Source organism: Salinimicrobium marinum (genome assembly GCF_014651535.1).
Lineage (GTDB): Bacteria > Bacteroidota > Bacteroidia > Flavobacteriales > Flavobacteriaceae > Salinimicrobium > Salinimicrobium marinum.
Window position 1 is genome coordinate 81,970 of the sequence record NZ_BMXB01000004.1, and the last position, 14,506, is coordinate 96,475.

Consider the following 14,506-nt stretch of genomic DNA (forward strand, 5'->3'; position numbering starts at 1 on the left):
TTCAAAATTTCAAAGTTAAAGCTTAAAATTTTTTTCGGTTTCACAGCTTTCCATTAGAAATATAAAATTCGCAGAGTTTAGTAATACGATCGTACCAACTCAATGAGTTCTCCCTGTATGGATTCTGTTTCGTTCCTTTCATACCAGGCGTGTACTTTAGGGATGATTTGGTTAAGACCTAAGCCTTCATTTTTCCATTTATCCATTTCAATTTGCAGAAGTGAAGGCCGGGGCCCCCAGGTTCCTAATTCCTGCAGGTCCTTATCCAGAACAATCAGCTTGGGAATTGAACGTCCTTCATTGGTAAGGTGAGCATCCATTAAATCAAGATTTTGGTTACGAAGCAAAAGTTTCAGTTTGACTTTATCGGGCAAAGCCTGTTCAATCGTAGCCAGCATAGGTACAATAAAAGCGGCATCACCGCACCAGCCTTCTGTAAGTACCAGCCAGGTCACTGCCGGGCCTACTTCAACAGTGGTGCGCAAGTCTTTAGAGACCTTATAACTTATATCAAATTTTTCCATGAGCCCCACATTCTTTTCGGTGTAAGGACGCATCTTTTGCTCCTGTTCATCTCCAGCAGGTCCCTGTAGCAATTGATTTAGATGTTCCCGGTATTCAGGATAGGTGAATGCATTTTCAGCAAGTTCATTGGTGTAATTAAAGGCCATGCTTCCTGTTTTTTTTGATGTTTTACATTTCAGCCAAAATAATGATTAAGTATATAAGAATGATCCTTAGTTGAGCATCTTTTTTATAGTAATGAAACTTTATAATTTAGTAGTGGATCCAATCATTAATCTGGCTTCAGATACTGGGGGAGCTTAAAAACGTTTATCTAGTAACAGAAATATGTGATCCGATAATTTAGAAGAGTGATTTAATAACATTGTTAACTTCAGGTTAATTTACCTATTTTTGTCTCGCATTTTATGTCTTTTGTCGATGTATAATGTGGTACGTCGAGGAAAAGCAAGGTGTTGCTCAATGTGTATGCATTGGCTGGTATAAATACAAGGGATACATGAGTGAGATTTATAAGGTTCTTCACCTAATCAGGGAATCGGAAGATGCAGAAGTAGTTGAAGGAATTTTGGAAACAGGTGATATTATTTTCAGTCAGGTTGTTGTGGAGACAAAGCAGGATTTTCTGACTGCTTTTGAAAATTTTGAGCCGGAAATTGTGCTGGTTCAGGACGGTGTACCATCTTTAAGCCTTTTTCTGGCTCTGGAAATACATAAAGATCTCGGCTCACGAGCTGCGTTCATTGGGATTTCAACCAATACTTCTGTAGAATACGCGGTCAATCTTCTTAAAAACGGTGCAGATGATTATATTCTCAGGAATACTATTGAGCAGCTCTCTTCTGCTATTCCGAATGCGCTGGAAAAGATTCGAAAAGCTTCAGAAAAGCAAGATCTTGTTCAGGAAACAGTATCCCGGGAAAGAAAGTTTCGAAGGCTTATTGAACATGGCAATGATCCCGTTATTATTTTTACTCCGGAAAGCGAAACCCTGTATATTTCTCCTGCGGCTGAAAGGACTTTGGGATATACTGAAGAGGACCTCGATAAACTTCAAATTAAATCCATTATACATCCCGAAGATTTACCAGTTGCCTCTCATTATATGTCTCTTTGTATAGAGAATCCCGGCGCATCTATTGGTACCATGACAGGTAAGGTGAAACATAAGGATGGTTCGTGGCGCTGGATGGAAGCTACTTTTACCAATCTTTTACACGATGAAGATGTAAAAGGGATCGTTAATAATTTCAAAGATATTAATGACCATAAACTGGCAGAACTCGCTATCAAAGAAAGCGAAGAAAGGTATCGTTCTTTTTTCGAAAACAGCATGGATGCCATTTTACTAACCCATCCCGACGGGCAGGTTTTTGCAGCTAACCCTGCAGCTTGTGAAATCTTTCAACGTACAGAAGAAGAGATGATCAAAGTGGGTCGTGCGGGCGTTTTGGATATGTTAGATCCCAGTGTTGTAAAGGCTATAAGTGAAAGAAAAAATACCGGTAAGTTTAAAGGGGAATTAATGATGCTTCGGAAAAACGGAGTCAGTTTTCCTGCAGAAGTTTCTTCTGAAGTTTTTAAAAATGATGCAGGACAGGAACGGTCTTCTATAATTATTCGAGATATTTCTGAAAGAAAGCAGGTAGAGGAAGAATTGAGATTTTCTAAAGAGAATTACCAGCATCTGTTCCACTTTAACCCTCTTCCTAACTGGATATATGATCTGGAAACATTAAGCATCCTTGATGTGAACCAGGCTGCGATAGAGCATTACGGCTATACAAAAGAAGAATTTTTGCAGTTAAACCTGGTGGATCTAAGGCCCAAAGAAGAAATTCCGGGGTTATTAAGGGACCTGGAAAGAATAAAACGAGACAGAGGTAATTTAGGCTATGGTAAATTTGTCCATAAAAAGAAAGACGATTCCAGAATTACCGTTGAAATTCACGGGTATGGCATTAGGTTTCAGAATAAAGAATGTCGGCTTATAACCTGCGTTGATGTTACAGAAGTAGAAGCGGTAATGCTTAAACTTCGGAAAAAGAGCGAAAAACTTCTTTTGGCAGAAAAACTCGCGAAACTGGGTTATTGGGAAGTGGGGCTTCAGGAGAATTATTTTTTTTGGAGTGAAGAAGTTTACAGAATATGGGAACAAAAAAAGGACGAGTTCCAGGTTAGCAGGAATGTTTTCGAAGAAACTATTCATCCAGATGACCTGGAAAAATTCAGAAGTCATCAGGAAGAAGCTTTTAAAGGAGTGAAGGAGCTGGATTTTGAACATCGTATAATCCTGCCTGGTGGAAGCATTAAATGGGTTCACGAAAGAGGAAAAGTAATTAATGATAAACGTGGTTTGCCCTTGCGTTTTGAAGGTTCTGTGCAGGATATAACTGCTCATAAAAATGCATTGGAGAAATTGACCATTAGTGAAGCTAGGCACAGGGGGATCTTAAAATCACAGACCAATTATCTTACTCGAATTGATCTGGATGGCAGGTATTCGTATGTGAATGATAAATTTCACAAAGACTTTAGCTGGATCTTTCCCGATTTTATATTGGTAGGTAAAGAAGCAGAATCCACAGCAAAAGAGCATCATCACGAAAAAGTTCAGGATATTTTTCGAAAATGTTTAAAAAATCCCAATGATATATTTCAGGTCGAACTGGATAAATTAAAACAGGATGGCGGGGTAAAATCCACACTTTGGGATTTTGTATGTTTGACAGATGTAGAAGGAGAACCTCTGGAAGTGCAGGGGGTAGGAGTTGATATTTCAGAAAGGGTAAAAGCAGAGCAGTCATTATTGGAAAGTAATACGAGATATGAACTGGTTTCTAAAGCTACTTCAGATGCTATTTATGACTGGGATGTCAAATCGGGCTACTTGTTTTGGGGAGAAGCATTTTACTCACTATTCGGTTATCCCCAGGAGGGATTCACTCTGACTGTTGATGCCTGGTTGAGTAAGATTCATCCTGAAGATAGCTCAAGAATCAAAAAGAGCCTGGAGGAAGTTATCAAAGGAACAGAAAATCATTGGAAAGCAGAATACAGGTTTAAAAAAGCCGACGGGAAATATTCTTTCGTGATAGAAAAAAGTTTTATTCTGCGGGATGAAAATTTAAAAGCCATTCGACTGGTTGGAGCTATCCGGGATGTCACAGAAAAGAAGAAACTGGAAGAATTGCTCGATGAGGCTTCAAGATTTGCACGTATAGGAAGTTTTGAATTCGATTTTGAAAATAAAGGAAATACCCTTTACTGGTCTCCTGTGACCAAAGAAATTCATGAAGTAGAAAAAGATTATGAACCTACTTTGGAAACAGGCATTCTATTTTATAAAGAAGGAGAACACAGGGATAAGATGTACAGGGAGTTTGAAAAAGCTGTTGAACATAACATTCCTTATGATCTTGAGTTGAAACTCATTACAGCAAAGGGCAATGAGCGATGGGTTCGAAAAATAGGAAAGCCTACTTTCGTAGACGGTAAATGCGTTCGTATAAGCGGAAGTTTCCAGGATATTACTAAAATCAAAAGATCTGAATTAGCGGCTTTAAAAGCTTCGGAAGAAAAAGAAATTATCCTGGAGAGTATTGGGGATGCTTTTTATGCTGTAGATCAAAACTGGATTTTCACCTATTTCAATAAACATGCAGAAAAATTACTGAATGTTGCTAAAGAAGAGGTAGTAGGAAAAAATATTTGGGAGGTTTTTTCTGATGTTCTGGATACATCATTTTTTACAAAATATCATCAGGCAGTAAGGCAGCAGGAAATCATAGATTTTGAGGAATATTTTGATCGGGTAAACAAATGGTTTAGTGTTTCAGCTTATCCTTCTTCCACAGGGCTTTCGGTGTATTTTAGAGATGTCACAGAGCGTAAAAATTCCGAACTGGAAATTTTGGAATTGAATAGAAACCTTCAAGCTCATACAGATGAACTTGTAGAGGCAAACAAAGGTCTGGAACAATTCTCGTTCATCGTTTCCCATAACCTGAGGTCTCCTGTAGCTAATATCCTTGGATTGGCAGATCTTATAGGAAGTGAAGACTATCCGCAGGAAGTCAAAGAAAATTTCCTGAAAGAGTTGCTGAACAATGTACAGAGACTGGATACCGTGATCATCGATCTTAATGATATATTGCAGGTGAAGATGGAGATGGATTCTAAAAAGGAACCTGTCATTTTAGATAAGCTGGTCAATTCTATAAAATCCAGTATTCATAATTTGATTGAAAAAGAAAACGTGCAGATAAGTACTGATTTTGAGGTGGCCCGGCTTCAAACGGTGCAAAGTTACCTGTACAGTATTTTCTACAATTTGATAGCCAATAGCATTAAGTATAGAAGACCGGGAATTACTCCGGAAATAAAAATAAGTTCTGAAAGAAAAGATTCCGGAATTAGCCTTATTTTCGAGGATAATGGCCTGGGAATTGATATATCGAAAAAGGGAGAACAGGTTTTCGGGCTCTATAAAAGATTTCATTATCATGTAGAAGGTAAGGGAATGGGATTGTTTCTGGTAAAGACCCAGGTCCAGTTGCTGGGAGGAAAGATTTCGGTAGAAAGCAGGGTGAACGAAGGAACCAGATTCATTATTACATTTAAAGAAGAAGCTACAAATCTAATTTTTGAAGATGAAAAAGATATTTCACTTTATGGTGGTTGATGATGATCCTACTAATAATATGATTTGTGAGTTTACCATTAAAAGATATAATAAAAACGCCGAAATCAAGCTGTTTACGAAGCCTGAAGTAGCACTTTCCTCAATTAAAGAAACCTATACCGGAAACAAAGAAAACCAGGATACAGTACTATTTCTTGACTTAAATATGCCAACCATGAGCGGTTGGGAGTTTCTGGATGAATTCAATCTTTTAGATCCAGCTGTGAAAGACCAGTTCACCATCTATATATTATCTTCTTCTATTGAAGACTTTCAGGAAGAGGCAAAGCTTTATCCCGACCTAAACGGATTCCTCTCCAAGCCTTTAAAGCTTGATTATATCGAAGAGGTAATGAATGACCTTCAGAATAACTAATCCGGGAATTTTTTTTGCCGCTGTGCCTCCGGAATCTGTTTAAACCAGGATGGTAGTACCTTCAGCGCTACTTTTCCCAGAATCATCCAGATAAAAGTCGATCCTGCCAAGGTTTAATCCTGCCCAGCCTACCTGATTGATCAGCATGTTTTTGCCTTCACTGTTTTTTGTGACCGTGGGTCTGTCCAGGAACGTATGCGTGTGTCCGCCAACAATTAAATCAATGTCTTTTGTAAGTCCGGCGAGCTTCAGGTCACTTATTTTTTCATTACGATAATGATATCCCAAATGTGAGAGGCAGATCACCAGATGACAGTTTTCTTCTTCTTTTAAAACACGAACAGTATCAGTAGCTATTTCTACAGGATCCAGGTACTGTGTTTCTTTAAATAGTTTCTTTCCAACTAATCCTTCCAATTCAATGCCAAGGCCGAAAACTCCGATTTTTATTCCATCTTTGGTAAATACCTTATAAGGTTTTGATTGCCCATCCATGACCGTATTGCTAAAATCGTAGTTGGCGCTTAAAAACTGAAAATGGGCGTGAGGAAGTTGGGCATACAAACCATCTATACCATTATCAAAATCGTGATTGCCGATAGTGGCAGCATCGTAGCCCATTTTGCTCATTAGTTTAAACTCCAGTTCGCCGCCGTAAAAGTTGAAGTAAGGAGTTCCCTGGAAAATATCACCCGCATCCAGCAGCAGGGTATTCGGATTTTCTTTCCGGATATTGTTGATGAGAGTATACCTTCGGGCTACGCCTCCCTGGTTTGGGAATTTGGCATCTGTCGGCTCAAAAGGTTCAATATGGCTATGCACATCATTAGTGTGCAAAATGGTGATGTGTTTTCTTTTTTCTTCCGGAGAAAATGAATACAAACCAAAGCTACCTACACCGGCCAAAGCCCCTGCAGCTGCTGTTTGTTTTAAAAATGTCCTTCTTTTCATCTTATTCTCTTATGAATCTTTTGTCTGCAACGGGATCAATGGTATCCTTTTGTTTAAAATAATCTATGAGCAGATTTCTGATCTTGTAATCCAACCCCGTAACATTTTCTGATTTAGAAAAGAAGCTCATATTGTCACCTCCCTGGTAGAGGTAATCATTAGTGGCAACATAATATATCTTTTCATCTTCTATTGGTTTTCCCTGAATATTAGCATGTACTATTTCATTGTTGTTGTTAAGTACAAGTTCTATTCCTGAAACAGGATGTGCAGTTTGTCCTTCTATGAGGTAAGTGATCAAATCCCTGATGTCTTCCCCTTTCAGTTCGGCTACCACAACTTCATTTTCAAAAGGCATTAACTGAAATGCTGTTCCTGTGGTGATTTCTCCCTGATTTACAGCCGAACGAATTCCGCCGTGATTAAGAAGTACCACGTCTATGGATTTTCCGGTTCTGCTTTTGAACACAGGATTTGATAATTCCATGACGGCATCGGCCATCATATTTCCAAGGGCCGTGTTGAGATCACCATTGGATTTGCTGAGGTTGTTGGGAGCATACGCCAGTACGGAATCCATTTCCCGGGTGATCCTTTCTTTATAAGGTGCTATAAAATCTGAAATGGAATCATTTTCTGAAATAGAATCTTTAAGAGCAATTTGCTGTCCTTCAATCCGGTCCACCTGGTATTCGCTGTTTTTACAGGAACTAAAGAGGATTGGGAAAATGATAAGGAAATAAATTAACTGTTTCATTGGCGTGGTGTAAAGGGGCAAAAATAACTAATTGGAAGTTTTTCAGGAGTATTTAAGCACAAAAATCGGATTCCTTAACAGGAATTACTTTGAATTAAGCTGTCCTGGCATCTAAATTTAAAAAGTTGCATTTTTTTGTTTCAGGTATTCTATTTTCTTTATTTTAGACCCCTAAGACCTAACCTATAACGATTGAAAACAAGTAAGCTGGTACTTCTCATTTTCCTTTTTCTAGGTGTTTTATTTGTGGTAGGCAGTTTTTTTGATATCCCCGTGTTGTACACTCCAGCTAATTATTTGCTGGTCCCTTCCCTGTTAATCTATTATCTAATAAAGGTGAAAAAGATCTTTTGGCCGGTTGTTGCTATGTTGGTTTGTTTCTACATTCGTGATCTTTTAATGATGTATAGCCTGGAAAATTATATTCAAGGGGTAATGGTAACTTTTGTGTTCGCAATGATTCTTTGGTACTTATGTGTAATAACGAGGCTGCCAAAATCCCCGATACAAAAAGTGGAAATTATGTCCCTGGTCATTATGTATAGCTTTCTTGGATTTTTGACCTATTCCATGAGTGAGGTAGTAACCGATGTAATCCCGAGTTATTCAACTGCCACCTATTTTTATTTATTTATACTAAATGTTCTGGTGGCTATCACATTTACCAAATATATTCTAAAGTCTCACTGGGCATCCCTCTGGCTAATGATAGCATCGGCTGCCTTACTGGTATCGGAGATCTCCCTGTTCTTTAAGTTATATATCATTGAAGATTTAAGTGTGAACATTTTTTATCCCACTTTCCATCTGTTCATGTTTTACTGCCTAGTGCAGTTTGGAATTCACAGAAGGAAAACCGGGAAATTATGGTTCTTCTGATTCTAAATTAGAAATGGATTTGAATTGTTAATTTTCTGATAATTAGTAGATAATAATTTTTATATTGCAGTCCCTTTAAATCTGTAATGAAAACCAAATCTTTATGCATTTTTTTGATTGTACTGGCAGTTTTGGCCGGACTAACAGCTATTTTTTATGAAATAGACTGGTTGCAAAGGGCTTCTCAGTTATTCATTATTTTTCCTCTTTTTGGATATTTTTTTAAAGATCTAACCGGACAAAGACTGAACTTTTATGGTTTTTTCCTTAGTCTCATAGCCGCTAAAATGGCTTTGATCATTAATGACTACTGGTATTTTTCTCACATAGCCATTGGTTTCTGGCTTGCGGGCTTTGGGTTTCTTATCAGGGAAGCCATACAATACATTGAGTATTCTAGGGGAAGTAGATTAATGCAGTTTTATTTTGTACTGGTAGTAGGGATTTACACCTATTTACTTTCTATGCATTTTATGGAAATTCATGGAGGTATGAAAGATGGATTTCAGTTCTTTATGTATCTTCTCTATTACTTTAATATACTGGTCCTGGGAATTACAGCCCTCATCTATTATCTTAATTCTTTTTCAAGAAAATCTGTTTACTTTCTCTGTTTTATAATTTCCCTCATCTTTTCAGATGTTCTCCGGGATATAGGAGTTTTTTATTTCAGGGATTTAAGTGTGGAAATAGCAGGTGCTTTTATAAGGTTTTCAGCCTTGGTTTTTATCTTCCTCTTCTTTGTTACCAAAGAAAAAAGGCTTCGACTTCTCAACCTTATATAAGTATATTAATTAAGGTTCTTCTGCTTTCGTGTGCAATATATAACTAATTTTGCATCGTGGTTATTTCTAATATAAAGCTTGGGTTCGCCCAGAAAAAAGTGACAGATTTGTCCCGTAAATTCAGTTTATCGGCACAGGAAAGTTCTGTCAAAAGAGTTTGTGTCATTTTAGATGAAGCAGACGCCCGGTTGATGAATAAGTTCAAAGAGTTTGCGAAAGATCTTAATGTAAAGGAAGATAATTTCAAAATGCTGATTTGCCTGTCTACCAGGTCTAAAGAGAAAGATTTGGAAAGTATTGTTTTTAGAACTTCAGATCTTACGTGGAGCGGCAAAATCAGGAATTCTGAAATTCAAAATCTTTTAAAAGAGCATTTCGATCTTTTGATTTCTTTTACAGCGGTAGAAAGTAAAACGGCAAACTTTATCACTGCAGCCTTATCTGCAGATTTAAAGGTAAACCGGCGGGAAGAAACAGCATCAGGTTTTGATCTTACAATATCAACAGGCTATAAAGAGTTAGATGTCTTCATGACTGAATTAAAAAAATATTTGAAAATTTTAAACAGGATAAGAGAATGAACAAATTTGTGGGCACAGGAGTGGCTTTAGTTACACCATTTACAACTGATAACAAGATTGATACGGAGGCGCTTCGGAAGGTGGTAAACTATCAGATTGAGAATGGGGTTGATTATTTGGTGGTGCTGGGTACCACTGCCGAAAGTGCTACTTTAACCAGGGAGGAGAAAAGGCTTATAGCTGAAACTGTTATATCTGAAAATAACGGAAGATTGCCTCTTGTCCTCGGAATAGGAGGGAACAATACTGCAGGCATTGCCGAAGAATTAAAAACAACAGATCTTTCTGCTTTTGATGCAGTATTGTCTGTCTCACCATATTACAATAAACCCTCACAGGAAGGTATTTATCAGCATTTTAAAGTGGTGGCAGAAGCTTCTCCCGTTCCGGTGATCCTTTATAATGTTCCCGGGAGAACCGCCTCGAATATGCTTCCGGAAACCGTAAAAAGACTGGCTACAGATTTTAAGAATATTATAGGAATAAAAGAAGCGGCAGGGGATATCGTACAGGCAATGAGACTTGTAAGTGGTGTCCCTGAAGGATTCCTTATCATTTCAGGCGATGATATGGTTACCCTGCCAATGATCCTGGCAGGAGGTCACGGAGTGATTTCAGTAATAGCGCAGGGATTCCCTTCAGAATTCTCTCAGATGGTAAAGCTGGGACTTCAGAAGGAGGTTAAAAAAGCTTATGATTTACACTATAAAATAGCTCCTTCCATAGATCTTATTTTTGCTGAAGGGAATCCTGCAGGGATAAAAGCCCTGCTTGCAAAAAAAAATATTTGTGAAAATGTAGTGCGGTTGCCCCTCGTGAAATCCAGTGATAAACTTACGGGTGAAATAAATTCCTTTGTAGATCGTTTTTAGTGAAAGCATGCGGGATTGGATAGAGTTAAACCAATAGAATCCTGAAGAAATTTGCCTGCAACTAAAGTTTTTATAATATGGCAGAAAAGAGTACTTTTGCCAGATGTTTTTACAAAGAATGAAAAAAGGAATACTCTTACTAAGCATTTTATTCGTAGCAGTTTCCTGCAGCGAGTACCAAAAAGTATTAAAAAGCGAGGATACCGGCTTGAAATACACAAAGGCCGAACAATTGTACAATGAAGCCAAGGCCGACGAGGGCAATACCAGAAAAAAGTACAGGCAGGCAGCACGTTTGTTTGAACAATTGGTTCCTGCTTACCGCGGTAAGCCACAGGCTCAAAAACTGATGTTTATTTACGCAGATTCTTATTATCAGCTGGAAGATTATTTCCTTTCAGGATATCAGTTCGAGCGTTTTGTAGAATCCTATCCCGAGAGTGAAAAACTGGAGGAAGCTGCTTTTAAAGGCGCCAGAAGTTATTATTTCCTGTCTCCAAGGTATGATCTTGATCAAACGGAGACGATTAAGGCAATTGGAAAACTACAGGCTTTTATAAACCGTTTTCCTGAAAGTGAAAACCTTGACGAGGCCAATGAGTTGGTAACCGAATTGAGGGTGAAACTGGAAAGAAAAGCATACGAGATTGCAAAGCAATACCATCACACCCGAAATTACAAAGCTGCCATCACAGCGTTTGATAATTTCCTGTTGGATTATCCGGGATCACCTTTTCGTGAAAGAGCATTTTACTACAGGTTCGATTCAGCTTACGAGTACGCCATCAACAGTTATGCGTATGTAATGGAAGAAAGGCTGGAAACTGCACTAGAATTTTATAATGATTACAAAAGGTATTATCCGGAGGGAGAGTTTATTTCCGGTGCCGAGGCTGCCTATAATGATATTGATACAAGACAACAAAATTTTTAATTAGAAGTACTACTATGATTGATCTAAAAAGAACAGATGCGCCTGTGAATACCACTACTTTGAACAAGAACAAAGTAGATGCGCCTACCAATAACATTTATGAGGCTATTTCAATTATTTCCAAAAGAGCTACTCAAATCAACACCGAGATAAAGAAGGAGTTGTTGGAGAAGCTAGATGAATTTGCTACTTACAATGATAGTCTTGACGAGATTTTCGAAAACAAGGAGCAAATAGAAGTTTCTAAATTCTATGAAAAATTGCCAAAGCCACACTCTTTGGCGGTTCAGGAATGGCTTGATGATAAAATCTACTTTCGCAATACACAAAGCGAAGAATAATATTATATGTCTGTAATAAGCGGCAAGAAAATAGTACTTGGTATTACCGCAGGTATTGCCGCTTATAAAACAGCTTTCCTGGTAAGGCTGTTTATAAAGGCTGGGGCAGAAGTAAAGGTTATCATGACCCCTGCGGCTAAAGACTTTATTACACCTCTTACCTTATCTACCTTATCAAAAAATGAAGTTTTTTCATCTTTCACCAAAGAAGAAGATGAAAACCAGCATTGGAACAACCATGTTGAATTAGGGCTTTGGGCAGATCTTATGCTTATCGCACCTGCGACGGCTAATACCTTGTCCAAAATGGCCTCTGGCGCTTCAGATAATTTTTTGCTCGCCACGTACCTTTCTGCTAAATGTCCTGTGTATTTCGCTCCTGCGATGGACCTGGATATGTATCAGCATCCTTCTACCAAAAACAGTTTTGAAAAGCTTATTTCCTTCGGAAATGTTATGATTCCTGCGGGTACAGGAGAGCTGGCCAGCGGACTTTCAGGTGAAGGAAGAATGGCAGAACCCGAGGAGATAGTTCAGTTTATAGAAGACCATATTGCCAAAAGTCTTCCGCTTCGGAATAAAAAAATATTGATTACCGCAGGTCCAACATACGAAGCAATTGATCCTGTTCGTTTTATAGGGAATCATTCCAGCGGAAAAATGGGTTATGCATTGGCAGAATCAGCAGCAAAAGCAGGGGCAAAGGTGATCCTTATTTCGGGACCTACACATTTGCAGCATCCGGGATTTGGCATTGAACTTATCAGGGTGCAGTCAGCACAACAAATGTATGATGCTGCAAACACACATTTCGATGAGATGGATGCGGCTATCGCATCTGCAGCGGTTTCAGATTATCGTCCCAAAAATGTTGCGGCCCAGAAGATCAAAAAGAACAGTGTTAACCTGACCCTGGAATTGGAACGAAATCCAGATATTCTGGCTTCACTGGGAAAAAGAAAAAAAGATCAGGTCCTGGTGGGTTTCGCCCTTGAAACCGAAAATGAAAGAAAAAACGCTTTAGGAAAACTTGAACGTAAAAGCCTGGATTTTATCGTCCTCAACTCCCTGAACGATGAAGGTGCCGGATTCCAGAAGGATACCAATAAAATCTGTATCCTGTTTAAAAGCGGAATAAAAAAAGACTTTCCCCTGAAATCAAAAAAAGAGGTTTCTAAAGATATTATTAATGAGCTAACGTTGCTGCTGAATGAATAGGTTTATTTTATCTTTCGTGCTTTTTTTTATGGCAGGAGTATCATCTGCACAGGAACTAAACTGTGAAGTGATTGTAAATGCGGAACAAACGGGCAATACGAATATCACCATTTTCCGGACGTTACAGAATTCGTTATCGGAATTTGTGAACCAGAATAAATGGACGAACAGGGATTTTCTTCCCCAAGAACGCATTAATTGCAGTATGTTTATCAATGTTCGGGATTATGACCCGAATACGAATTCTTTTAACGCTACTATCCAGGTGCAGTCATCCCGCCCGGTGTATGGATCAACTATGGTCAGTCCGGTGTTTAATTATAATGATGAGCAGTTTAGCTTCAGGTATACCGAGTATGAACCTCTGGATTACAATCCTAATCAGTTCGATTCCAATCTTACTTCTGTAGTGAGTTTTTATGTATTTACCATTCTGGGGCTGGACGCAGATACGTTTGAAGAAGATGGTGGTACGTCATATTATGAGCAGGCAAACCAGATTGTAGGAACCGCTCAACAGGGGAATTACCGCGGCTGGAAAGCCGGTGATGGTAACAGTTCCAGGTTCAGATTTAATTCCGATCTTTTGTCCAATGCCTTCAGCGATTATCGACAGGTTCTTTATAACTACCATCGCAAAGGTCTCGATTTAATGCACATGTCGCCAGAAAATGGCAAAAAAGGCATTACAGCTTCTTTGCTGAATCTTCGCAGTCTTAACCGCAACAGACCTAATTCTCTACTGGTAAGAACCTTTTTTGATGCCAAAGCCGATGAGATACAACAGGTTTACAGCGGTGGGCCACAACTTTCCACAAGAGAGGTAGTGGATGCTTTAAACAATATGGCACCTACTTTTTCTGATAGATGGAGTAACATCAGGTAGTTTTAATTCTGAAGGAGTGACTCCCACTGTCAAAATAAATCAAATCTGAAGGAAACATGCTGTCAAATGCATTTTCAGAAATCAATTCCTGAGGACTTCCCTTGACGATCTTATTTTCCTGCATCAGGATAATTTTATCACATAGCTGGATGGCAAGGTTCACTTCGTGTGTGGCAAAAAGGATTGCTTTATTGGTTTTCTGACTCAAATTCTTCAGAAGCTTTAATACCTGCGCCTTGTGATACATGTCCAGGTGGGAAGTAGGTTCGTCGAGGATCACCACTGGTGTGTCTTGTGCCAGGGCACGTGCAATTAAAACTTTTTGTAATTGTCCGTCACTTAGCTCATAACACCGCTTATGCTGAATTTCTTCTATATTTACCAGCTTTAACGCATTCTTTATTTGTTGTTTGTCCTGTGCATTTACTGAGCCAATCCAGTTTGTGTATGGTTGCCTTCCCAGGGCAACCAGTTCGGCTACCCGAAGATTTTTAGAAATCGGTTGATTCGTGAGGACGAGGCTTATCAAAGAAGCTAATTTTGGAGCAGGTAAAGTTTCCCGGTCTTTCTGTTCAATGAAAATCTTTCCTTTTAAAGCAGGTTGTATACCGCTAATTGTTCTGAGAAAAGTAGATTTTCCAACGCCATTCACCCCTACAATTCCTACCAGCTCTCCCTTCACTAGCTCCATATTGATGCCAGATGCAATCACTGTGT

Annotated in this window: 14 protein-coding genes; 10 read left to right on the top strand and 4 right to left on the bottom strand. The window is 38.7% G+C overall.

All coding sequences use genetic code 11. The annotated features are described in order from the left end of the window. Window positions 1–77: 77 nt before the first annotated feature. On the bottom strand, window positions 78–671 hold the full coding sequence (locus tag IE056_RS07830; RefSeq protein ID WP_189604149.1) for a thioredoxin family protein: 594 nt from the start codon (window positions 669–671) through the stop codon (window positions 78–80). A gap of 353 nt (window positions 672–1,024) precedes the next feature. On the opposite strand from IE056_RS07830, the gene IE056_RS07835 reads away from it, so the two are divergent. Both IE056_RS07835 and IE056_RS07840 read left to right on the top strand, forming a co-directional pair. Then, window positions 1,025–5,209: a PAS domain S-box protein gene (locus IE056_RS07835; RefSeq protein ID WP_189604150.1), complete on the top strand. Its 4,185-nt coding sequence runs from the start codon at window positions 1,025–1,027 to the stop codon at window positions 5,207–5,209. Further along, window positions 5,178–5,585 (top strand): response regulator, encoded by a 408-nt coding sequence (locus tag IE056_RS07840; protein WP_189604151.1) that lies wholly within the window; start codon window positions 5,178–5,180, stop codon window positions 5,583–5,585. The genes IE056_RS07835 and IE056_RS07840 overlap by 32 nt, the downstream gene beginning before the upstream one ends. Before the next feature lie 39 nt (window positions 5,586–5,624). Here IE056_RS07840 and IE056_RS07845 read toward each other — a convergent pair whose 3' ends face one another. Both IE056_RS07845 and IE056_RS07850 read right to left on the bottom strand, forming a co-directional pair. Then, a complete protein-coding gene (locus IE056_RS07845) occupies window positions 5,625–6,536 on the bottom strand; it encodes a bifunctional metallophosphatase/5'-nucleotidase (protein ID WP_189604152.1) in 912 nt (303 codons plus the stop codon). Window position 6,537: 1 nt separating this feature from the next. Next, complete coding sequence (locus IE056_RS07850) at window positions 6,538–7,293, bottom strand: 5'-nucleotidase C-terminal domain-containing protein (protein ID WP_189604153.1); 756 nt, start codon at window positions 7,291–7,293, stop codon at window positions 6,538–6,540. Between the two features lie 192 nt (window positions 7,294–7,485). Between IE056_RS07850 and IE056_RS07855 the strand changes: the two genes are divergently transcribed. From IE056_RS07855 to porD, 8 genes are all read left to right on the top strand, one after another. After that, a complete protein-coding gene (locus tag IE056_RS07855) occupies window positions 7,486–8,172 on the top strand; it encodes a hypothetical protein (RefSeq protein WP_189604154.1) in 687 nt (228 codons plus the stop codon). Between the two features lie 86 nt (window positions 8,173–8,258). Then, window positions 8,259–8,957 carry a hypothetical protein gene (locus tag IE056_RS07860; protein ID WP_189604155.1) on the top strand — a complete coding sequence of 233 codons (699 nt, stop codon included), beginning with the start codon at window positions 8,259–8,261 and terminating at the stop codon, window positions 8,955–8,957. A 56-nt stretch (window positions 8,958–9,013) separates the two neighbouring features. Next, window positions 9,014–9,538 carry a DUF6913 domain-containing protein gene (locus IE056_RS07865; RefSeq protein WP_373297297.1) on the top strand — a complete coding sequence of 175 codons (525 nt, stop codon included), beginning with the start codon at window positions 9,014–9,016 and terminating at the stop codon, window positions 9,536–9,538. Beyond that, window positions 9,535–10,410, top strand: a complete 876-nt coding sequence (gene dapA / locus IE056_RS07870) for a 4-hydroxy-tetrahydrodipicolinate synthase (protein ID WP_189604157.1) — start codon at window positions 9,535–9,537, stop codon at window positions 10,408–10,410. Before IE056_RS07865 ends, dapA begins: the two co-directional genes overlap by 4 nt. Window positions 10,411–10,528: 118 nt before the next feature. Further along, entirely contained in the window at window positions 10,529–11,344 is an 816-nt protein-coding gene (locus IE056_RS07875) for an outer membrane protein assembly factor BamD (protein ID WP_229793698.1), read from the top strand. Window positions 11,345–11,361: 17 nt separating this feature from the next. After that, window positions 11,362–11,685: a DNA-directed RNA polymerase subunit omega gene (locus IE056_RS07880; RefSeq protein WP_189604241.1), complete on the top strand. Its 324-nt coding sequence runs from the start codon at window positions 11,362–11,364 to the stop codon at window positions 11,683–11,685. A 6-nt stretch (window positions 11,686–11,691) separates the two neighbouring features. Beyond that, window positions 11,692–12,903, top strand: coding sequence for a bifunctional phosphopantothenoylcysteine decarboxylase/phosphopantothenate--cysteine ligase CoaBC (gene coaBC, locus IE056_RS07885; protein WP_189604159.1), 1,212 nt, complete (start codon window positions 11,692–11,694; stop codon window positions 12,901–12,903). Next, a complete protein-coding gene (gene porD, locus IE056_RS07890) occupies window positions 12,896–13,789 on the top strand; it encodes a type IX secretion system protein PorD (protein ID WP_189604160.1) in 894 nt (297 codons plus the stop codon). The genes coaBC and porD overlap by 8 nt, the downstream gene beginning before the upstream one ends. Here porD and IE056_RS07895 read toward each other — a convergent pair. Next, window positions 13,782–14,501, bottom strand: a complete 720-nt coding sequence (locus IE056_RS07895; RefSeq protein ID WP_229793699.1) for an ABC transporter ATP-binding protein — start codon at window positions 14,499–14,501, stop codon at window positions 13,782–13,784. The genes porD and IE056_RS07895 overlap by 8 nt on opposite strands. Between the last annotated feature and the right edge of the window lie 5 nt (window positions 14,502–14,506).

Coding starts and splice junctions, on each gene's coding strand:
- IE056_RS07830 (WP_189604149.1), bottom strand. CDS start 671: ATGGCCTTTAATTACACCAATGAACTTGCTGAAAATGCATTCACCTAT.
- IE056_RS07835 (WP_189604150.1), top strand. CDS start 1,025: ATGAGTGAGATTTATAAGGTTCTTCACCTAATCAGGGAATCGGAAGAT.
- IE056_RS07840 (WP_189604151.1), top strand. CDS start 5,178: ATGAAAAAGATATTTCACTTTATGGTGGTTGATGATGATCCTACTAAT.
- IE056_RS07845 (WP_189604152.1), bottom strand. CDS start 6,536: ATGAAAAGAAGGACATTTTTAAAACAAACAGCAGCTGCAGGGGCTTTG.
- IE056_RS07850 (WP_189604153.1), bottom strand. CDS start 7,293: ATGAAACAGTTAATTTATTTCCTTATCATTTTCCCAATCCTCTTTAGT.
- IE056_RS07860 (WP_189604155.1), top strand. CDS start 8,259: ATGAAAACCAAATCTTTATGCATTTTTTTGATTGTACTGGCAGTTTTG.
- dapA (WP_189604157.1), top strand. CDS start 9,535: ATGAACAAATTTGTGGGCACAGGAGTGGCTTTAGTTACACCATTTACA.
- IE056_RS07875 (WP_229793698.1), top strand. CDS start 10,529: ATGAAAAAAGGAATACTCTTACTAAGCATTTTATTCGTAGCAGTTTCC.
- coaBC (WP_189604159.1), top strand. CDS start 11,692: ATGTCTGTAATAAGCGGCAAGAAAATAGTACTTGGTATTACCGCAGGT.
- porD (WP_189604160.1), top strand. CDS start 12,896: ATGAATAGGTTTATTTTATCTTTCGTGCTTTTTTTTATGGCAGGAGTA.